Origin of the sequence: Mesobacillus boroniphilus, assembly GCF_018424685.1 — a bacterium.
Taxonomy (GTDB): Bacteria; Bacillota; Bacilli; order Bacillales; family Cytobacillaceae; genus Mesobacillus; species Mesobacillus boroniphilus_A.
In genome coordinates, this window is the sequence record NZ_QTKX01000001.1 from 678,632 (window position 1) to 698,873 (window position 20,242).

Below are 20,242 nucleotides of genomic sequence, written 5' to 3' on the forward strand. Positions count from 1 at the left end.
AGTACTATGTCAGCAAGAGACCTGTCTGTCCTGCTTAGTGTCATATTAATCGTAGCCATGTTGATCATTCCTTTTCCGCCATGGCTGTTAAGTGTACTAATCATGGTAAACATCTCAATTGCACTTCTGGTGCTGTTGAACACAATGAATATGACCGAGCCGCTCCAGTTTTCTGTTTTTCCTTCACTGCTGCTGTTGTTAACTTTATTCAGGCTTGGCCTGAATGTATCGACAACACGTTCAATCTTGTCAAAAGGTGAAGCTGGAGGGGTGGTTGAAACCTTCGGTACCTTTGTTGTCGGAGGGAATGTTGTTGTCGGGATGGTCGTGTTCCTGATCTTGATCATTATCCAATTCATCGTCATTACGAAAGGTTCCGAGCGTGTATCAGAAGTTGCAGCGAGGTTTACACTTGATGCGATGCCTGGAAAGCAAATGAGTATCGATGCTGATTTGAATGCCGGGATGATTTCCGAACAGCAGGCGCGTGAACGACGTGAAAAAGTAAGTCGGGAAGCCGATTTTTACGGAGCTATGGACGGTGCGAGCAAATTCGTGAAAGGGGATGCGATAGCGGGAATCATCATCGTTCTGATCAACTTAATCTTCGGGATTGTCATCGGCATGACTCAATTGGGGTTAAGCATTGGAGATTCAGCTGAAAAATTTTCGCTATTGACAGTAGGAGATGGGATTGTCAGTCAAATACCGGCACTTCTGATCTCAACAGCAACGGGTATCGTGGTTACTCGAGCTGCTTCTGACGGCAACCTTGGAATTGACATTACTTCACAGTTGCTGGCTTATCCAAAAATGCTTTATGTCGGAGCAGGAACGATTTTCCTGCTGGGTTTGTTTACACCAATCCACGATATGCTTACGATTCCAATCGCTGCACTAATGGCTTTTGGCGCCTATTCCTTCTCCCGTGTTCCAGAGCCGGATAAGCAGCAGCTGCAGGAAATGGAAGAGGACATCCAGATGGACGAGATGAAGAGTCCTGAAAGTGTTGTCAATCTATTGAATGTTGATCCGATTGAGTTTGAATTCGGGTATGGTTTAATCCCTCTCGCAGACGCAAATCAGGGAGGGGACCTTCTTGACCGGATTGTCATGATAAGAAGGCAGCTGGCCATTGAGCTGGGACTGGTTATTCCGGTTGTTAGGATCAGGGACAATATCCAGCTACAACCCAATGAATACAGATTGAAAATCAAAGGGAATGAAATGGCCAGGGGAGAATTGCTTCTCGATCATTATCTGGCAATGAGTCCAGGAATTGATGATGATTCTATCGAAGGAATCGATACGATCGAACCAAGTTTCGGTTTACCTGCCAAATGGATCACGGAAGAAATGAAGGAACAGGCAGAAATCTTTGGCTATACCGTTGTCGATCCACCTTCGGTTGTTTCGACCCATATTACTGAAGTGATCAAGGCTAATGCACATGAGCTACTGGGAAGACAGGAAACAAAGCAGCTGATAGATCACCTTCGTGAAAGCTATCCAATCCTTGTCGAGGAAGCGACACCTAATCCATTATCAGTTGGTGAAATTCAAAAAGTACTTGGCAAGCTGCTTAAGGAGAATGTATCAATCAGGAATCTGCCGATCATTTTCGAAACTCTTGCTGATTACGGAAAAGTAACAACAGATACAGACATCCTTGCTGAATACGTTCGCCAGGCACTTGCAAGGCAAATCACGAACCAGTATTCGCGAAATGGAGAAACCTTGAAGGTAATTACATTATCGGGAAGGGTAGAAAAGGTGGTTGCGGAAGGTGTACAGCAAACCGAACATGGCAACTACTTATCACTTGACCCGGCAGTTTCTCAGGGGATATTGGAATCTGTGGCAAACCAGGTAGAGCAATTGAGCATAATGGAACAAACACCGATTATATTATGCTCACCTGCGGTCAGGATGTATGTGCGCCAGTTGACGGAAAGGTATTTTGCGCAAATCCCTGTATTATCTTATAACGAACTCGAAGCAAATGTCGAAGTCCAAAGTGTCGGGGTGGTGAATGTAGAATGAAAGTGAAAAAGTATACAGCTTCATCCATGCCGGAAGCGATGAAACTCGTCAGGGGGGAACTGGGCAGTGATGCAGTAATCCTGAATTCTCGTGTCGTGCAGACAGGTGGGTTCATGGGCTTTTTTAAGAAGAATAGCATTGAGGTAATCGCTGCCATTGACCCAGATACCGAAGTAAGTCCAAAGCCTGCCGGAATTGATAAAAATGATAAATATATTCATCCTGCTATGAATGGTAATGAATCTAAAAAGGATTCACCAACTGTACGGTTGAAACCTATTGTGGAAACACCACGAAAAGCCGACAGTGACCTTTTAAAAGAAATTTCACAGCTGAAGGAACTGCTAAAGGGATCAGCAAAAACCGAAGGAGTCTCTTTGCCGGAGCCAGTCAGCAGGCAAATCCAATACCTGGGGGATCAGGAAATAGACCAGGTGATCATTGATGAATTGGCTGCAGTCCTTCTTGAAAAATGGTATCTCGGAGGAGCGGCCGCAAGTGATGAAGAAATCACCGAATGGATTGCAGCAGCTTTTGAACAAAGGCTATCTCCTCTTTCATTCGGAGGGGTCACTTTTACAAAGAAATTTGTCAATGTCATTGGACCGACAGGAGTAGGGAAAACGACAACACTGGCAAAGGTTGCTGCTGATTGTGTATTGAAGCACCAGAAAAAGGTCGCTTTTATTACGACAGACACCTATCGAATTGCGGCAATTGAGCAGTTGAAAACATATGCAAAAATTCTCGATGTCCCAATTGAAGTTTGCTACAACATGGATGATTTCAAGGCTGCAACAGATAAATTTTCTGAGTATGACCTTGTCTTCATTGATACAGCTGGACGGAATTTCAGAAATCAAAAATATGTAAACGATTTGAAAAGTGTGATTGATTTTGGAAAGGACATGGAAACGTATCTTGTCCTCGCATTAACGTCAAAACAAAAAGATATGGAAGAAATCCGGAAGCAATTTTCGCTGATTCATATTGATCAATTCATTTTTACTAAATTGGATGAAACTGCGATTTACGGCTCTATGATCAATATGGCAATAAAGTTCTCGACTGGAATTGCCTATTTGACAAATGGACAAGACGTGCCAGATGACCTGATCGAGGCCAATCCAGAAAAAATCGCAAATTCGATCCTTGGAGTCAGCACCTATGAATGACCAGGCAGAAAAATTAAGAAACCGACTTAAAATGAACACACCGGCCAATGAAGCGAAAACACTTGCAGTGGTCAGCGGGAAAGGTGGGGTCGGGAAATCAAATTTTTCACTTAACTTCTCGATTTCCCTGGCTAAAAAAGGCTTTAAGGTATTGTTGTTTGATCTTGATATCGGAATGGGGAATATCGAGATCTTAATGGGTAAACATTCTTCGCTCTCCATTGCCGACTTTCTTTCAGGCAAATCCTCGATGGAAGAAGTTATTTTTCAGGGTCCGCACGGCGTCGAGTATATTTCAGGCGGTACAGGCTTAAGCCAATTAGTCAGGATGGACCGTAATAGCGTCGAATATTTTACCTCAAGCTTAAGTGAAGTACTAAGAAAGTATGATTATCTTATTTTCGATATGGGAGCCGGATTGAACGAGGAAACTTTATCGATCCTTCTGTCTGTAAACGAGATATTCGTCATCACAACGACAGAACCAACTTCATTGATGGATGCGTACGCCACTATGAAATACATCCACCTTGCAGATTCAGAATTGCCTTTCTATTTAGTAGTCAACAGGGCTGGTTCTGTCAAGGAGGGCAATGACACGATGGCAAGGCTTGAGGATGTTCTTGTGAAATTTTTAGGCAGGACGCCTACCAAGCTTGGAATGCTCCCAGATGATAAAACTGTCCAGGAAGCCGTAAAACGCCAGATCCCTTTTACAATGTTCAATGAGAGGTCACAAGCTTCCAAAGGAATGGCAGCAATTATCGAAAAATATATCAATAAAGAGAGCTACAATGCCGAAAAGAGAGATAATAGGAGTTTTACAGCAAGATTGAAGCAATTCCTTTTCGAAAGGTAGTGGTCGAGTGGCAAAAATCAGAGTTCTCATCGTAGACGATTCGGCTTTCATGCGTAAGCTGATCAACGACTTTCTATCAGAACACCCAGAGATTGAAGTGATTGGCACGGCTCGAAACGGGGAGGACGCCATAAAAAAATGGCGGGAATTACGTCCTGATGTCCTAACACTTGATGTTGAAATGCCCAAATTAAACGGATTAGAAGTTTTGAAGTTGATCATGCAGGAACAACCGCTTCCTGTTGTTATGCTTTCAAGCACCACGAAAGAAGGTGCAGAAACGACACTGCAGGCGATTCAGGCGGGAGCTGTGGATTTTGTAGCAAAGCCGTCAGGGGCCATTTCTATTGATTTACATAAAATAAAAACGGAGTTAATCCAGAAAGTTTTATCTGCAAGCAAAGCTAACTTAACCAAAATAAACATTTTGGAAGATTCAAAATCAGTTGGTAAGAAACTGGACAAGTCAGTAGATTCAGAGATAAAGCCAGCAGGGAATGTAACAACCAGGGGATTTACCCGTGAATCCAAAAAGATTGTCTGCATAGGAACTTCTACCGGGGGCCCAAGGGCATTGCAGCAGGTCATCACTTCATTGCCGAAAAATATAGATGTACCTGTCCTTGTCGTCCAGCATATGCCGCCTGGTTTTACAAAATCACTTGCTAATCGACTGGATTCTTTAAGCGATATCAGTGTCAAGGAAGCGGAAGATGGTGAGATTTTACAAAAAGGAACTGCTTACATAGCTCCAGGTGGATTTCACTTGAAGGTTAAGAGTTTAGGTTCAACGCTTGCAATCAATCTTAGCCAATCGCCGCCTCGTAATGGGCATCGTCCTTCCGTTGATGTGATGTTCGAGTCCATCAGTACGATCAAGAACTACTCTAAAATTGCTGTCATCATGACAGGAATGGGGTCAGATGGTTCCAAAGGACTTGTTGAAATGAAAAAAAATGGCATAGTTAAAGCGATTGCCGAATCGCAGGATACATCAATTGTTTTCGGGATGCCGAAAGCAGCAATAGCAACGAACATGGTTGATGAGGTAGCGAATGTAGAAAACATCGCGCAAACAATCATGAATTATATTTAAGGCCGGAGGTGCTGTGCACATGGAATTGAATCAATATCTTGAAGTCTTTATAGAAGAAAGTAAAGAACATTTACAGGCCTGTAATGAACAATTGTTGGAATTAGAAAAGAATCCACAGGATTTATCGATCATTAATGAAATTTTCAGGTCAGCCCATACTCTTAAAGGGATGTCAGCGACAATGGGTTATGAAGATCTGGCAAGCCTTACTCATCAAATGGAAAATGTACTTGATGCGATAAGGAATAACAGATTGGCAACAACACCTGAAATACTTGATGTTATTTTCATGGCCGTTGATCACCTTGAGGATATGGTTCAGTCGATCGCGGCTGGCGGCGATGGTAAAAAGGACGTAACTGAAACAGTCGAAAAGTTAAAATTGATTGAAAAAGGGGAATCTTTGTCAGGATCCGCTGATAAGGAAGTTGCAGCTACAGCCGCTTTAGAAGCCAAACAACAATCCCATTACGATGAATTTGAACTGACCGTTTTAAAGCAGTCGAAAGAACAAGGATTCGGTGTTTATGAAATTGGGATCGCTTTGCGTGAAGATTGCTTACTAAAAGCTGCACGAGTCTATATGGTTTTTGAGGTACTGGAGCAGATTGGTGAAGTAATCAAAGCAAACCCTTCAGTAGAGCAACTAGAGGAAGAACAATTTGACGATGAATTTACTGTAACCATTGTCTCCAAAGAGGAACCAGAGGATATTAAAGGCAAGATCATGAAAGTGTCTGAAGTTGTGAAAACTGACTTAAGGTCATTTGATTTTGATGAAGAAAGTAATGATACGTATAGTGAAGTTTTGGCAAATTCAAACGCCCAGGTAGAAGCTAATACTCCTGCCTCCGAACAATCCCAATCGATTGGTACTGAAGTATCGCAGGTTAATGATAAAAAAGGCAATGTCAAACAGCAAACGAATAACAGCAAAACGATTAGGGTAAATATCGAACGTTTAGATATTTTAATGAATTTATTTGAAGAGCTTGTAATCGACCGGGGGCGACTAGAGCAAATTTCCAAAGATCTGGACAATGGCGAACTTACTGAAACGGTCGAGAGAATGTCAAGGATCTCCGGTGACCTGCAAAATATCATCTTGAATATGCGGATGGTCCAGGTAGAGACGGTATTCAATCGCTTCCCTAGAATGATTCGTCAGTTAGCGAGAGATTTAAATAAAAAGATCAACCTCGAAATCGTAGGTGCTGAAACCGAATTGGATCGAACGGTAATTGATGAAATCGGTGATCCGCTTGTGCATTTATTGAGAAATTCAGTTGACCATGGCATTGAATCACCTGAAGTGCGGAAGGCAAAGGGCAAGAATGAAGAGGGTACTGTGGTACTTCGCGCTTTCCATAGTGGAAATCATGTGTTCATTGAAATTGAGGATGATGGTGCTGGAATCAGCAGGGATAAGGTCTTGAAAAAGGCAATCAGTAAAGGAATCATTACCGAACAATCCGCAGCTGGTTTTACTGATAAGCAAGCGTATGAATTAATCCTTTCATCTGGGTTCTCTACCGCTGAGAAAATATCTGATATTTCCGGACGCGGAGTAGGGTTGGATGTTGTAAAGAATACGATCGAGTCATTGGGAGGCTCAATCTCTATTGATTCAAAAGAAAATGAGGGAACAATTTTCTCAATCCAGCTTCCACTGACATTATCGATCATTTCTGTAATGTTAGTCGAAATCCAGAAAGAAAAATTCGCTATTCCTTTGTCATCGATCATTGAGACAGCAATAATCAAGGACACTGACATCATGAATGCTCATAATCAAAAGGTGATTGATTTTAGAGGCAAAGTTGTGCCGCTACTGTTCTTAAAGGATATCTTCGAGGTACCGTCAGAGCCCGATGAAGATCAATTCCACTCCGTGATAATCGTTCGAAAAGGAGATAAGATGGCTGGTTTGATTGTAGACTCATTCATCGGACAGCAAGAAGTAGTCCTTAAATCATTAGGAAATTATTTAACGAATGTATTTGCGATTTCGGGAGCTACAATCCTGGGAGATGGCCAGGTAGCTTTGATTGTGGATTGCAATGCCTTAATTAAATAGATTCCTGCTTAATCGAATGACGATGATATTTTAGGAGTGATGAAAATGGCTGAAAATTCGGTTTCAGACTTGAAAGTAATCGTGTTCCAGTTGAATGATAAAGAGTATGGTGTTCCTGTAAGCCAGGTTAAATCTATTGAAAAAATCATGCATATCACAAGGGTCCCCCATACAAATCCTTTTGTTAAAGGGGTGATGAACCTACGAGGAGTGGTTACTCCTCTCTTGGATTTACGTGTAAGGTTTGGCATGGGAGAACAAGCATACTCCGAAGGAACACGTGTAATTATTGTTTCCGTAGAAGATAAAGAAGTAGGATTGATTGTAGATGGGGCAAATGATGTCATTGATATCCCAACTAGCATGATTGAACCACCGCCTGAGGTCGTTGGTATAGCAGCTGAAGGTTTTATTGATGGTGTAGCCAATTTGGATAAGAGGTTATTGATTTTAATAGATTTGAACAAAATCCTTGAGTCCGATGAAGTTAAAGCTTTGTAAGTGAAGGGAATAAAACTATGACTTTTCTAAAAAGTATTTCGGACGTTCACCTTGATATATTAAAAGAGGTAGGAAATATTGGAGCAGGACATGCTGCAACGGCTTTATCAACTTTATTGAATAAAAAAATCGATATGAAAGTGCCCAGTGTCAGGGTAGTATCCTTTGATGAAGTGATGGACCTGGCCGGTGGAGCCGACAATGTGGTAGCAAGTGTTTTCCTTAGGATAGAGGGAGATGCTCCAGGGAGCATGTTTTTTATCCTTCCGCTTCCCCAGGCGGAGAAATATATCGGCCAACTTACAAAAAACTACTCATTCTCGTTTTCTGAAGAACCGGATAATGAACTGGCATTGTCCGCTCTTCAGGAATTAGGCAATATTTTATCAGGGTCATATCTATCTTCTCTTTCGGATTTCACAAAACTGAGCCTGTATCCATCTGTTCCCGCTTTAAGTATAGACATGGTAGGAGCAGTTATCAGTTTCGGACTGCTGGAATTGTCGCAGGTGAGTGATTATGCAATCGTGATTGATACGGCATTGGATGAAGAAGATGCTCAATTGCCTGACAGTGTTAATGGCCATTTCTTTTTATTGCCAGACCCGGATTCATTCCATATCATTTTTTCTGCACTAGGAGTAAGGGTTGATGCATAAAACAGCAGAAATCATCAAAGTTGGCATTGCCGATATGAATATGGTTAAGGTTCCGGATTTAATACGGACCACAGGCCTTGGTTCCTGTGTTGGTGTGGTATTGTATGATCAGGCGAGAGAAATGGCGGGCATGGCGCATGTCATGCTGCCAGACTCTTCATTATCCCGCGCAGAGCCACTGAATAAGGCGAAATTCGCTAATACTGCCATTAAGGAACTATTAAATGCCTTGATAAAAGCAGGAGCTAGACCTTCGGGAATAAAAGCGAAGATTGCTGGCGGTGCACAAATGTTCCAGTTTTCCGGAAGCAGTGACATGATGAGAATTGGGCCAAGGAATGTGGAAGCAGTTTTACACGAATTGAAGGAACTCAGGATTCCAGTTATCGCCCAGGATGTAGGAGGGAATAGCGGAAGGACAATTGAGTTCGACCCAAAAACCGGTTTTATGCAAATCAGGACTGTTAATAAAGGGAATAGTGAAATTTAATTAATTGATTATAAATAGCTTCAGAGAATAATGCGTAATGCGCGTGAGGAGGATTACAATGGTACGAGGATCTACTTCGGAAGAACAGGTAACATGGGATAAATGGGTACAGTTCCGTGATCCGGATGCAGGTAATTTACTGATAAAAAAATATATGCCACTTGTTTCCTACCATGTGCAAAGAATTTCAGTTAGTCTTCCGAAAAGTGTGTCTAGAGATGATCTAAGAAGTCTTGGAATGATTGGTTTATATGATGCTCTAGAAAAATTCGATCCAAACAGGGATCTGAAATTTGATACATATTCTTCTTTTAGAATTCGCGGAGCGATTTTAGATGGATTAAGAAAGGAAGACTGGCTGCCAAGAAGTACCCGGGAAAAAGCAAAGAAGATTGATGCAGCGGTTGAGAGACTGGAACAGCGATTTATGAGAAATGCGACCATCGAAGAAATTGCCAGCGAACTAAATATGGATGAAACCGAAATTTACACAACAATAAATGAACATTTTTTTGCGAATGTACTATCCATAGATGAACATCCAATCGAAAATGATGACCGTGATAACCAATCATTCGTAATCAAGGATGAAAAAGCTGAAATTCCTGAAGATAAACTGTTAAAGTCTGAAATGCTGGAAGAGATAGCTGAAAAAGTCTCAAAATTAAATGAAAAAGAACAACTCGTTTTGAGTTTGTTTTATAAAGAAGAATTAACGTTAACCGAGATTGGACAAGTCATGAATTTATCTACCTCAAGGATCTCGCAGATTCATTCAAAAGCGATTTTTAAACTGAGAAAATGGCTAGAGACAGCCTAACAGAAGGTAGGAGATCAACTTGGCGACGGAGTACAAGGTGAGGTTATCCCAGGACAGGCATACTGCTGAATTGATTGTAGATTCCGAAAATAAGGAATTAGCTTTTTCTGAAGAAGAATTAATGAAGATTTTAGAAGAAGAAAAAATTGTATACGGCGTTAAACGGGATGTTTTGGCGCAAATCTTGGAAAATCCTAATTCCTTCGAATTCCCAGTCACAATAGCTGTTGGGGAGGCAAAAGTGGATGGTGCAGATTCATATTTGCGGAACGAACTCCAACAAGACGGCCTTCATGACCATAAAGTTTTTAATTTTCGTTCTGTTATCCAAATTCCTTCTGTAAGAAAGGGCCAGTTGCTGGCTTCTGTAGTTCCGCCAATGAATGGAACACAGGGGACAGATGTCACGGGGAGGGTAATACCGGCAAAGCCAGGGCGTCCACTCAGGGTAAAGCCGGGGAATAATGTAATGTTTGAATCCGGACAGTTCTATGCAACATGCGATGGGAAGGTAAGTATTACAGATAAATCCATCTCGGTCAATCCTGTATTCGAGGTCAAAGGAGATCTTGATTTAAGGACGGGGAACATTGATTTTGTTGGAAATATCGCCATTAAAGGCAATGTGCCAAGTGGGTATGAATTGACAGCTGGTGGAGACATCATAGTGGATGGACTTGTTGAAGCAGCCAACCTCCATGCAGAAGGCAATATCATCATCAAAGGCGGTGTAGCCGGAGCGATGAAGGGGAAGGTTACTGCTGGAGGAAATGTACTGGCGAATTACCTAAACCAGGCCAATGTAAAAGCAGGGCAGGATATTATCGTGAAGACATCCATTTTGCACAGTAAACTGACTGCTGCCGGAAATGTAGATTGCCGTACAGCAACAATCATCGGGGGAACTATCTCTGCTGGGCGCAATATTTCCGTCAAAGAATTAGGCAATGAGCTTTTTACTAAAACAGAATTAGCGGTTGGCTGGGATCCAATGCTGGAAAGTGCTGAACTTGAAACTCTTCAATCCATAGAAACAGCTAAAGCCAATATTCGCAAACTCACGGAAATAGAAGTGAAGCTTGCTGAAATTGGCAAGAGGGCAGGTTCCCTTACAATTGAACAACAGCAAATGATTTCTAAGCAGCGAAAAACAAGGCGGAATTTTGAAACTAGTTTATCGGAATTGTTGGCTGAACTTGAGTTTCTTCAAATTGAAAAACAGGAAAGATTACACTCATCCTTATTTGTATTTGAAAAAGTATTCCCGAATACAAAGGTGTTTTTTGGAAAGTATGCGTTCATGACAAACCAGCATTACAAAAAAGTGAGTTTTTTTCTCGAAAATAGTGAGATTTCGATTGGTCCAATCATTGATACTGAAAGTCCACTAGTTAGGAAGTGACATGATGAGCCTCAAAGCAATCGAAATGCAGATTGCGCTTCCGAGGACACATGATGCCGGCAAAATTCAGGAACAACTTCAGCAGCGGGGACAGAATCTTCAGGAGCATGCGGCACAAAGTGTGACAAAGGAAGATGATTTAAAGCGCAAGACCGTGGTTAAAAATAACCAAAAGCAAGAAGCCCGCCTGAATCAGGAGGGCAGCCAATCAGGCCACCAGCAGCAAAATGGCAGGGGAAATCATACGAATAAGGAAGACCAACCTGCACAGCCACACCACCCGTATAAAGGGAAGGTGATTGATTACAGCGGATAGAGGGATGTTATGACCACTTTTCTACTACTCTTAAGCCTCATATTAAACGCGGCAGCAATCTTCGCAATCATCCTATTATATTTACGACAAAATCGGCTTGTAGAAGCAGAGAAAAAGCAGGGGAAAATCATTAATGAAATTGAAGAGATATTTTCAGCATACCTCTTTGAATTAAAAGAGGAAAATGATAAATTCCTTGAATTGATGACTAAAACAAAATTCCAAAAGCAACAGGGCAATATTGAATCAACTGCTATCGATGCAGCAGGTGAGGAGACGGAAACAGACTCCGGTCATATAACCCAGGCCAAACAGCAAAATCGACTTGGTAAAGGCATTTCCTATCATACTGCCAAGAAGGCGTACCAGCAAAATCGTGAAGCAGTCCCACCTGATTTACATTTGCCAGAGGATGATAAAATTGATATCGATTCACAGCTAAATCCCGTCGAACCAAATCAATTAAGTTTTATTGATCAGGTTTTACACATGAAGAAACAGGGATTGACGATCGAAGAAATTGCAAGGGATCTGGATAAAGGGAAAACGGAGATAGAACTTTTGCTTAAATTTCGGCAAAATACGCAAGAATAACTTGAATGTAAGTTTTATTTATGCTATATTATCTCATGGTGTTAATACACACGTTCATTGATTTGGCCAGATGGTGCTGTTTTGTCAGTTCCTGGCTGAAGATGATTTGGACGGAGGAAATCAAAACCATTAGGAGGAAACACAATGTCAGTAATTTCTATGAAGCAACTGCTTGAAGCTGGTGTACACTTCGGTCACCAGACTCGCCGTTGGAACCCTAAGATGAAGAAGTATATCTTCACTGAGCGTAACGGCATCTACATCATCGACCTTCAAAAGACTGTTAAGAAGGTAGAAGAAGCATACAACTACGTGAAAGAGCTTGCTGGTAACGGCGGTACTGTTCTTTTCGTAGGTACTAAGAAACAAGCTCAAGATTCTGTTAAAGAAGAAGCAGCTCGTTCTGGTATGTACTATGTTAACCAACGCTGGTTGGGTGGTACTCTAACTAACTTCGAAACAATCCAAAAGCGTATCTCTCGTCTTAAGAACATCGAAAGAATGTCTGAAGACGGAACTTTTGAAGTGCTTCCTAAGAAAGAAGTAGTTCAATTGAAGAAAGAGCAAGAGCGTTTAGAAAAGTTCTTGGGCGGAATCAAGGACATGAAGGGCCTTCCAGATGCTCTTTTCATCATTGACCCACGCAAAGAGCGCATCGCTGTTGCTGAAGCTCGCAAATTGAACATTCCTATCGTTGGAATCGTTGATACAAACTGTGATCCAGACGAAATCGACGTAGTTATCCCTGCGAACGATGACGCGATCCGCGCAGTTAAATTGCTAACTTCTAAAATGGCTGACGCTATTATTGAAGCTAAGCAAGGCGAAGAAACTACAGAAGCTGTAGAAGCTTAATTTAAAATAAGGTGATATAGGGAAGCACCCTTTATCACCTTTTTTTAAGACTTATAATCCATATAAGTTCCATTGGGGTTTATATTGGCGAAATCAAGTTAAAATAAAGTATAGTTACATATAACCAAGATTTTAGGAGGAATTTCATTATGGCAATTACTGCACAAATGGTTAAAGAATTGCGCGAAAAAACTGGCGCTGGTATGATGGATTGCAAAAAAGCACTTCAAGAAACAAATGGAGATATGGACCAGGCAATCGATTTCCTTCGTGAAAAAGGTATTGCGAAAGCTGCTAAGAAAGCTGACCGCATCGCTGCTGAAGGTACAACTTACATTCTTGCAGAGGGTAATGAAGCTGTAATCCTTGAAGTTAACTCTGAAACAGACTTCGTAGCAAAGAACGAAGGCTTCCAGGTTCTTGTTAAGGAAATCGCAGAGCACCTGCTAAAAAACAAGCCGGCATCTGTTGAAGAAGCTAACGCTCAAACAATGGTAAATGGCGAAACTGTAGAAACTCGCATCAACAATGCAATTGCTAAAATCGGTGAGAAGCTTTCACTTCGCCGCTTCGAAGTAAAAACTAAAACTGATAACGATGCATTCGGTGCTTATCTTCACATGGGCGGACGCATTGGCGTTCTTTCAGTTCTTGAAGGAACAACAGACGAAGCTGCTGCTAAAGACGTTTCCATGCACATTGCTGCATTGAACCCTAAATATGTATCACGCGACGAAGTATCTCAAGAAGAAGTTGAGCATGAGCGTGAAATCCTTACTCAACAAGCTCTTAATGAAGGTAAGCCAGAAAATATCGTTGCTAAAATGGTTGAAGGCCGCCTAAGCAAATATTTCGAAGATGTTTGTGTACTTGACCAGCCATTCGTTAAGAATCCTGATCAAAAAGTACGCCAGTTTGTTGAATCAAAAGGCGGAACACTTCGTGAGTTTACTCGTTACGAAGTAGGCGAAGGAATCGAAAAGCGTGAAGATAACTTTGCTGAAGAAGTAATGAACCAAGTAAACAAGAAATAATTTTTTACTAGCCTATGTAATTGCAGGGAACACTCTAGTGTTCCCTGTTTTTGGACATAGCTTTAATTAGGCTTTTCCCGATAGCATACTTGCTCTCGCGAAGCCTTAAATTACATATGGAGGTACCCTATGACGAGCCCTAAATACAAAAGAGTTGTTTTAAAGTTAAGTGGAGAAGCATTAGCCGGAGAACAAGGATTTGGCATCAATCCGTCGGTAATCAAAAATGTTGCAGACCAGGTGAAAGAGATTGCAGAACTGGATGTGGAAGTCGCTGTTGTTGTAGGCGGAGGAAATATCTGGAGAGGCAAAATCGGTGAAGAAATGGGAATGGACAGAGCGACGGCAGACTACATGGGCATGCTCGCTACCGTCATGAATTCCCTGTCATTGCAGGACAGTCTGGAACAAGCGGGAATCGAGACAAGGGTTCAAACTTCCATCGAAATGCGCCAGGTGGCGGAGCCATACATTAGAAGAAGGGCGATCAGACACCTGGAGAAGAAGCGCGTCGTCATTTTTGCAGCCGGAACAGGAAATCCGTACTTCTCAACGGATACTACAGCTGCATTGCGTGCTGCTGAGATTGAAGCAGATGTAATCCTTATGGCAAAGAATAACGTGGATGGCGTATACTCTGCAGACCCGCGAGTTGACAAAAACGCAACTAAATATGATGAACTCTCATACCTGGATGTGTTGAAGGAAGGTCTTGCTGTCATGGACTCAACAGCTTCATCCCTGTGTATGGACAATGATATCCCGTTAATTGTATTCTCTATTATGGAAAAAGGTAATATTAAACGTGCAGTAATGGGTGAAACAATCGGAACAATCGTGAGGGGGAAAAACTAATGGCAAAACAAGCAATTGCTAATGCAAAAGAAAGAATGACAAAAGCGATCCAAGCTTATACACGCGAACTTGCCAGCATCCGTGCAGGAAGAGCAAGCGCTTCTCTTTTAGACAGAGTACAGGTGGATTATTATGGAGCACCAACTCCAGTCAATCAACTTGCTGGTATTTCTGTACCTGAAGCGCGTCTTTTAGTCATCCAGCCATATGATAAGTCAATTCTTGGTGAAATTGAAAAAGCAATCTTAAAGTCTGATCTTGGCCTTAATCCTTCAAACGATGGTTCAATCCTCAGAATCGCGATTCCTCAATTGACTGAGGAGCGACGCAAGGAACTTGCAAAGCAAGTTAAAAAGGAAGCTGAAGAAGCAAAAATCGCTGTCCGTAATATTCGTCGCGATGGCAACGAAGATCTGAAGAAGCTAGAGAAAAACGGAGAAATCACAGAAGATGACCTCCGTGGATATTCTGACGATATTCAAAAGCTTACTGATGAACACATTGCAAAGATCGATCAGATTACAAAAGATAAAGAAAAAGAAATCATGGAAGTGTAACGACTTCTACGTAGTCACATCGAAAACCCTCTGTTTTCCAGGGGGTTTTTTCTCTATACATATAATGGGCAGATAAAATGGCATTGAATTTTTATTTGGCTGTGTTAAAGCTTATTGCTGTTTTTTAAGTCCTGTTGACTGGAGTGGAAGGCGCGCAGACTCCTCCGAAAATGCTACCGCATTTTTAACGTGCGTAGGCAGTTTCGGGGGAGCTCATTCAATGTCCTGCGGGATCAGCTGGACAGGTGAGACCCCGCAGGAGCTTGCTCCGAGGAGGCTCAACGCCAGCCCCGAGGAAGAATTTGCTTTGAGAAAGCCGGCAGTTGGGCTTTTTCATAATTCTTCCCGCGGAAAGCCAAGCGCCTGGAACGGAAATCAACAGCCTAGGTTAACACAGCTTTAATTTAAACAAGGAGTTTACGAAAACAGCCTGAATGATAGAATATAATAATATTGGCTGTTGTATTCTGTTTTATTTTTAAACAGCATATTTTGTATATAAGGTTTCTTTAGTTTAGGAGCAGGCTGGAATTTTAGAATATTAATGTGTGGTCCAATGGTTTATAGAGATATCTTTTTTCTTTTTTGGTATGATAGTGGCATATGGAATTGAAAGAGAGAAGAACAGGATTACTCTATCGCTTTTAATGAGCAGTCCAGCTTCAGCACCAAACGAATCCCAGGCATAGTCCGTCTGGATTAATGACTCATTGGAGCTAAAGATAATCTTTTGGGGGAGCTGTCCGAATGTTAAATAAAATGAATCCGTGGAAGAAGGATCAAAATCCTTCCAGTTTCCGAGATCGCGTACTTCAAATTAAAGACCATGAAGTCCCTTCTCATGTTGCCATTATTATGGATGGTAACGGGCGCTGGGCTAAAAAACGTGCTTTGCCCCGGGTTGCTGGCCATCATGAAGGCATGAAGGTTGTCCGCAAAATAACCAAGCTAGCCAATGAACTTGGTGTCAAGACGCTTACTGTTTATGCTTTTTCTACAGAGAACTGGAAAAGACCCAAAATGGAAGTTGATTTTCTGATGAAGCTGCCAGAAGAATTCCTTGGCACATTCCTTCCTGAACTAATTGAAGAAAATGTCCGGGTCGAGATGATTGGATATATGGATAAGCTTCCGGAGCATACCAAAAGGGCAGTAGGAAAAGCGATGGAAGATACGAAGGATAATACCGGCCTTGTCTTGAACTTTGCCCTTAACTATGGGAGCCGGGCAGAAATCATTGACGGTGTTAAAAGAGTCATGGATGACGTGAAAAATGGTAAAATGACCGAAAGTGAGTTGACTGAAGAAGTCTTTTCTTCTTACTTAATGACAAAGGAATTAGAGGATCCTGACTTATTAATCAGGACAAGTGGTGAAATCCGCTTAAGCAATTTTATGCTTTGGCAGCTGGCTTACACGGAGTTCTGGTTTACTGATGTACTGTGGCCGGATTTTGATGAAGAACATTTTGTCGAAGCAATTGAAGCATTCCAGGGCCGACAACGGCGTTTTGGAGGAGTATAAAAAAGGTGTGAATAAATAGATGAAGCAAAGAATCATTACAGCAGTCGTAGCAGCAGCTGTTTTTCTTCCAATCGTTATTTTTGGAGGCTGGCCATTTATTGCAATGGTTTACCTAATAGCTTCCGTTGCTTTATATGAAGCACTCAAGATGAAGCAATTGAAGCTTTTCTCCGTTCCGGGGATTCTTTCGTTGTTATTATTGTGGGTTTTCTTGATTCCCGAACAATATAGTGACTTTCTAAATGAGTTTTATTATACAAAACTTGAGCTTTTCTTTCTTGGAGTGCTTTTATTTCTGACTTATACCGTCATAACTAAAAATCGCTTCACTTTTGAGGACGTTGCTTTTTCAATCATGTCCACACTTTATGTTGGACTTGGTTTTTATTTCTTCATTGAAACTAGAGAAGCAAGCCTGATTTATGTTTTTTATTCACTATTCATTATATGGGCTACCGATTCAGGTGCATATTTTATCGGACGGGCAATTGGAAAACATAAGCTTTGGCCTGAAATCAGTCCGAACAAGACAACAGAGGGCTTTTTTGGCGGTGTTATTTCTGCCCTTGTAGTTGCTGCACTGTTCAGTGTGTTCGGAGATATGAAAGTGCCAGCCGTCTTACTGCTTATGGCGACTGCATTTTTGTCTGTGTTTGGCCAAATAGGAGACCTTGTCGAGTCAGCACTTAAACGACATTTTAATGTTAAGGATTCAGGGAACATACTTCCAGGCCATGGAGGCATGCTTGACCGCTTTGACAGCCTGTTGTTTGTCTGGCCGTTAATCCACCTGTTCCATTTGTTATAATGGAGCCAAGTAATTATTCGAAAGGCTATAACTTGAACGCAACCATTGATTTTGATTATACCGGGTACGTACTGTTTCCCGTTGGAGATATTAGGAGTGAAATTTGTGAAAAGAATCAGCTTGTTAGGAGCTACAGGATCGATTGGAATCCAAACGCTTGATGTTATCAGGGAGCATCCTGAAGAATTCAAGCTTGTATCGATGTCTGCTGGTAAAAACGTGGAACTTACCAGGAAGATCATAACTGAATTTCTGCCTGAACTGGTATCTGTCCAGGAGAAAGACGATGCTGAAAGGTTAAAGTCAGATTTTCCACAGGTAAAGATCTTATATGGCCAAGAAGGCCTCGAGGAAGCCGCAGTTTTTCATAAGGCGGATATCCTTGTAAATGCAGTACTCGGAAGTGTTGGTCTCGGTCCGACATTGGGAGCGATTAGATCCGGTAAGACGATTGCGATTGCGAATAAGGAAACGCTTGTAACTGCAGGCCATATCGTTATGGAAGAGGCAAAGCGTCATAACGTGGCCATCCTTCCTGTTGACAGTGAGCATTCTGCGATCTTTCAGGCCTTGCAAGGTGAGAGGGAAAAAAATATTGAGAGGCTGATCCTCACGGCATCAGGAGGAAGCTTCAGAGATAGAACGAGGGAAGAACTGCAGGGTGTTACCAAAGCAGATGCATTGAACCACCCAAACTGGTCGATGGGGGCTAAAATTACGGTTGATTCTGCAACAATGATGAATAAAGGACTAGAAGTCATTGAAGCACATTGGTTGTTCTCTCTCCCATATGACGATATTTCTGTCATTCTCCATCGCGAAAGCATCATTCATTCGATGGTAGAATTTCATGACACAAGTATCATGGCCCAGCTGGGAACACCAGATATGAAAGTGCCAATTCAATACGCTCTTACATACCCAGACAGACTCCCGTTAGTATCAGGTAAAAGACTGAACCTGGCAGAAGTTGGACGGCTTCATTTTACAGAAATGGATTTCGCCCGGTTTCGCTGCCTGAAGTTTGCTTATGATGCTGGCCGGGCAGGAGGCACTTTGCCGGCGGTCATGAATGCTGCAAATGAAGCAGCAGTAGCCGCCTTTTTGGACGACAGAATCACTTTCCTCCAAATTGAAGACTTGATAGAGAAATCAATGGAAAACCATAGCATCATAGAAAAACCTGACCTTGAAACGATTCAAGAGGTTGACAAAGAGACAAGAAGATATGTAAAGTCACTACTATAAATTTAAGTCTCAAAAGTGGATTCTTATCCTATTAAAAGGTGGTTAGAAAATTTGAATACAGTTATTGCCTTTATCGTCATTTTTGGCGCCCTGGTATTCTTTCATGAACTTGGGCACTTGATTTTCGCCAAACGTGCAGGTATCCTCTGCCGTGAATTTGCAATTGGATTCGGTCCAAAGGTCTTTTCTTTTAAGAAAAATGAAACGACTTATACCATCCGCCTCCTGCCAATTGGAGGGTTTGTCAGAATGGCTGGCGAAGATCCTGAAATGATTGAGATCAAGCCAGGGCATAGAGTGGGTTTGCTTTTTAATAAGAGTGAAGAAGTTCAAAAAATCATTCTTAATAATAAGGAAAAGTATCCTAACGCACGAATAGTTGAAGTGGAAAGAGCTGATATTGAACACGAGCTTTTTGTTAAAGGTTATGAAGAAGGGGAGGATGACAGCCAACTGACATCCTTCCCAATAAGTAAGACAGCAGTTCTTGTCGAGAACGGGGTGGAAACGCAGATTGCTCCATTTGACAGGCAATTCGGTTCCAAAACGCTTGGCCAAAGAACAATGGCAATCTTCGCTGGACCTATGATGAATTTTATCCTGGCGATGGTTATTTTCATCATCCTTGCCATTTTCCAGGGTATCCCTTCAAATGAACCAGTATTAGGGAAGCTGACTCCAGACGGAAGTGCCCTTAAGGCAGGTTTGCAAGAAGGTGACGTTGTTAATAGCATTGAGGGATCAGAAGTCTCAAGCTGGCAGGATGTTGTTGAAATCATCCGCAAGAATCCGGGTAATGAGCTTGATTTCTCAATTGTCCGTGAAGGTCAGAATATGGAGCTGCCAGTTACACCTGAAGTAAAGGACGTTGAAGGGGAAAAAATCGGATTGATTGGCGTTTACAGCCCTGTAGAAAAATCGCCATTAAAATCGATTTCCTACGGTGTGAAGGAAACGTATTTCTGGACGAAAGAAATATTTTCTATGCTTGGAAAATTGCTGACCGGCCAATTTTCGATAGATGCATTATCAGGGCCAGTGGGCATTTATGTCTCCACTGATACGGTTGCAAAATCCGGTATCTTCTATCTAATGAAATGGGCCGCGATCCTAAGCATCAACCTGGGAATTATGAACCTCCTGCCATTCCCGGCACTTGATGGAGGCAGGTTGACCTTCTTTGCGGTTGAAGCGCTTAGAGGAAAACCAATCGACAAGCAAAAAGAAGGAATGGTCCACTTTATTGGTTTCGCATTATTAATGCTGCTGATGCTGGTGGTCACATGGAATGATATTCAGAGGTTTTTCCTGTAAGCTATCTTAACCTCA

General features: G+C 41.9%; 21 protein-coding genes. All 21 read left to right on the forward strand.

Annotation, left to right across the window (positions count from 1 at the left end; translation table 11 throughout):
• Positions 1-6 precede the first annotated feature (6 nt).
• The 21 genes from flhA (at position 7) to rseP (ending at position 20,227) form a co-directional block, all read left to right on the forward strand.
• On the forward strand, positions 7-2,043 hold the full coding sequence (flhA, locus tag DYI25_RS03355) for a flagellar biosynthesis protein FlhA (RefSeq protein ID WP_213366943.1): 2,037 nt from the start codon (positions 7-9) through the stop codon (positions 2,041-2,043).
• Positions 2,040-3,218, forward strand: coding sequence for a flagellar biosynthesis protein FlhF (gene flhF / locus DYI25_RS03360; protein ID WP_213366945.1), 1,179 nt, complete (start codon positions 2,040-2,042; stop codon positions 3,216-3,218). The genes flhA and flhF overlap by 4 nt, the downstream gene beginning before the upstream one ends.
• A complete protein-coding gene (locus tag DYI25_RS03365) occupies positions 3,211-4,077 on the forward strand; it encodes a MinD/ParA family protein (protein ID WP_213366947.1) in 867 nt (288 codons plus the stop codon). Before flhF ends, DYI25_RS03365 begins: the two co-directional genes overlap by 8 nt.
• 7 nt (positions 4,078-4,084) lie before the next feature.
• Positions 4,085-5,173, forward strand: coding sequence for a protein-glutamate methylesterase/protein-glutamine glutaminase (locus DYI25_RS03370; RefSeq protein ID WP_213366949.1), 1,089 nt, complete (start codon positions 4,085-4,087; stop codon positions 5,171-5,173).
• Positions 5,174-5,192: 19 nt separating this feature from the next.
• Complete coding sequence (locus DYI25_RS03375; RefSeq protein WP_213366951.1) at positions 5,193-7,250, forward strand: chemotaxis protein CheA; 2,058 nt, start codon at positions 5,193-5,195, stop codon at positions 7,248-7,250.
• Between the two features lie 45 nt (positions 7,251-7,295).
• Positions 7,296-7,751 (forward strand): chemotaxis protein CheW, encoded by a 456-nt coding sequence (locus tag DYI25_RS03380; RefSeq protein ID WP_213366953.1) that lies wholly within the window; start codon positions 7,296-7,298, stop codon positions 7,749-7,751.
• Positions 7,752-7,768: 17 nt separating this feature from the next.
• On the forward strand, positions 7,769-8,410 hold the full coding sequence (locus DYI25_RS03385; protein ID WP_213366955.1) for a chemotaxis protein CheC: 642 nt from the start codon (positions 7,769-7,771) through the stop codon (positions 8,408-8,410).
• The gene (locus DYI25_RS03390) at positions 8,403-8,900 is read left to right on the forward strand and encodes a chemotaxis protein CheD (protein ID WP_213366957.1); all 498 of its coding nucleotides are present in this window, start codon (positions 8,403-8,405) and stop codon (positions 8,898-8,900) included. The genes DYI25_RS03385 and DYI25_RS03390 overlap by 8 nt, the downstream gene beginning before the upstream one ends.
• Before the next feature lie 58 nt (positions 8,901-8,958).
• Positions 8,959-9,720, forward strand: a complete 762-nt coding sequence (locus tag DYI25_RS03395; protein WP_213366959.1) for a FliA/WhiG family RNA polymerase sigma factor — start codon at positions 8,959-8,961, stop codon at positions 9,718-9,720.
• 19 nt (positions 9,721-9,739) lie between these two features.
• Positions 9,740-11,122 (forward strand): DUF342 domain-containing protein, encoded by a 1,383-nt coding sequence (locus DYI25_RS03400; protein ID WP_213366961.1) that lies wholly within the window; start codon positions 9,740-9,742, stop codon positions 11,120-11,122.
• A gap of 1 nt (position 11,123) precedes the next feature.
• Positions 11,124-11,438 carry a hypothetical protein gene (locus tag DYI25_RS03405; RefSeq protein ID WP_249745228.1) on the forward strand — a complete coding sequence of 105 codons (315 nt, stop codon included), beginning with the start codon at positions 11,124-11,126 and terminating at the stop codon, positions 11,436-11,438.
• 9 nt (positions 11,439-11,447) lie between these two features.
• Positions 11,448-12,032 (forward strand): hypothetical protein, encoded by a 585-nt coding sequence (locus tag DYI25_RS03410; RefSeq protein WP_213366963.1) that lies wholly within the window; start codon positions 11,448-11,450, stop codon positions 12,030-12,032.
• A gap of 144 nt (positions 12,033-12,176) precedes the next feature.
• The gene (gene rpsB / locus DYI25_RS03415) at positions 12,177-12,887 is read left to right on the forward strand and encodes a 30S ribosomal protein S2 (protein WP_041967225.1); all 711 of its coding nucleotides are present in this window, start codon (positions 12,177-12,179) and stop codon (positions 12,885-12,887) included.
• A gap of 149 nt (positions 12,888-13,036) precedes the next feature.
• Positions 13,037-13,921 carry a translation elongation factor Ts gene (tsf, locus tag DYI25_RS03420; protein ID WP_213366965.1) on the forward strand — a complete coding sequence of 295 codons (885 nt, stop codon included), beginning with the start codon at positions 13,037-13,039 and terminating at the stop codon, positions 13,919-13,921.
• Positions 13,922-14,050: 129 nt separating this feature from the next.
• On the forward strand, positions 14,051-14,776 hold the full coding sequence (pyrH, locus tag DYI25_RS03425; RefSeq protein ID WP_102262217.1) for a UMP kinase: 726 nt from the start codon (positions 14,051-14,053) through the stop codon (positions 14,774-14,776).
• Positions 14,776-15,333 carry a ribosome recycling factor gene (gene frr / locus DYI25_RS03430; protein WP_213366967.1) on the forward strand — a complete coding sequence of 186 codons (558 nt, stop codon included), beginning with the start codon at positions 14,776-14,778 and terminating at the stop codon, positions 15,331-15,333. Before pyrH ends, frr begins: the two co-directional genes overlap by 1 nt.
• Positions 15,334-15,553: 220 nt before the next feature.
• Entirely contained in the window at positions 15,554-15,736 is a 183-nt protein-coding gene (locus tag DYI25_RS03435) for a hypothetical protein (protein WP_213366969.1), read from the forward strand.
• Positions 15,737-16,080: 344 nt separating this feature from the next.
• Positions 16,081-16,857: an isoprenyl transferase gene (locus DYI25_RS03440; protein WP_213366971.1), complete on the forward strand. Its 777-nt coding sequence runs from the start codon at positions 16,081-16,083 to the stop codon at positions 16,855-16,857.
• Positions 16,858-16,876: 19 nt separating this feature from the next.
• Entirely contained in the window at positions 16,877-17,665 is a 789-nt protein-coding gene (locus DYI25_RS03445) for a phosphatidate cytidylyltransferase (RefSeq protein WP_213366973.1), read from the forward strand.
• A 105-nt stretch (positions 17,666-17,770) separates the two neighbouring features.
• Positions 17,771-18,913 (forward strand): 1-deoxy-D-xylulose-5-phosphate reductoisomerase, encoded by a 1,143-nt coding sequence (gene dxr, locus DYI25_RS03450; RefSeq protein ID WP_213366975.1) that lies wholly within the window; start codon positions 17,771-17,773, stop codon positions 18,911-18,913.
• 51 nt (positions 18,914-18,964) lie between these two features.
• Positions 18,965-20,227, forward strand: coding sequence for an RIP metalloprotease RseP (gene rseP / locus DYI25_RS03455; protein WP_213366977.1), 1,263 nt, complete (start codon positions 18,965-18,967; stop codon positions 20,225-20,227).
• Positions 20,228-20,242: the final 15 nt, after the last annotated feature.

Bases quoted from the DNA above. Each gene is read 5' to 3' on its own strand.
- flhA (WP_213366943.1), top strand. From the start codon at position 7: ATGTCAGCAAGAGACCTGTCTGTCCTGCTTAGTGTCATATTAATCGTA.
- flhF (WP_213366945.1), top strand. From the start codon at position 2,040: ATGAAAGTGAAAAAGTATACAGCTTCATCCATGCCGGAAGCGATGAAA.
- DYI25_RS03365 (WP_213366947.1), top strand. From the start codon at position 3,211: ATGAATGACCAGGCAGAAAAATTAAGAAACCGACTTAAAATGAACACA.
- DYI25_RS03375 (WP_213366951.1), top strand. From the start codon at position 5,193: ATGGAATTGAATCAATATCTTGAAGTCTTTATAGAAGAAAGTAAAGAA.
- DYI25_RS03380 (WP_213366953.1), top strand. From the start codon at position 7,296: ATGGCTGAAAATTCGGTTTCAGACTTGAAAGTAATCGTGTTCCAGTTG.
- DYI25_RS03385 (WP_213366955.1), top strand. From the start codon at position 7,769: ATGACTTTTCTAAAAAGTATTTCGGACGTTCACCTTGATATATTAAAA.
- DYI25_RS03390 (WP_213366957.1), top strand. From the start codon at position 8,403: ATGCATAAAACAGCAGAAATCATCAAAGTTGGCATTGCCGATATGAAT.
- DYI25_RS03395 (WP_213366959.1), top strand. From the start codon at position 8,959: ATGGTACGAGGATCTACTTCGGAAGAACAGGTAACATGGGATAAATGG.
- DYI25_RS03405 (WP_249745228.1), top strand. From the start codon at position 11,124: ATGATGAGCCTCAAAGCAATCGAAATGCAGATTGCGCTTCCGAGGACA.
- DYI25_RS03410 (WP_213366963.1), top strand. From the start codon at position 11,448: ATGACCACTTTTCTACTACTCTTAAGCCTCATATTAAACGCGGCAGCA.
- rpsB (WP_041967225.1), top strand. From the start codon at position 12,177: ATGTCAGTAATTTCTATGAAGCAACTGCTTGAAGCTGGTGTACACTTC.
- tsf (WP_213366965.1), top strand. From the start codon at position 13,037: ATGGCAATTACTGCACAAATGGTTAAAGAATTGCGCGAAAAAACTGGC.
- pyrH (WP_102262217.1), top strand. From the start codon at position 14,051: ATGACGAGCCCTAAATACAAAAGAGTTGTTTTAAAGTTAAGTGGAGAA.
- frr (WP_213366967.1), top strand. From the start codon at position 14,776: ATGGCAAAACAAGCAATTGCTAATGCAAAAGAAAGAATGACAAAAGCG.
- DYI25_RS03435 (WP_213366969.1), top strand. From the start codon at position 15,554: ATGTCCTGCGGGATCAGCTGGACAGGTGAGACCCCGCAGGAGCTTGCT.
- DYI25_RS03440 (WP_213366971.1), top strand. From the start codon at position 16,081: ATGTTAAATAAAATGAATCCGTGGAAGAAGGATCAAAATCCTTCCAGT.
- DYI25_RS03445 (WP_213366973.1), top strand. From the start codon at position 16,877: ATGAAGCAAAGAATCATTACAGCAGTCGTAGCAGCAGCTGTTTTTCTT.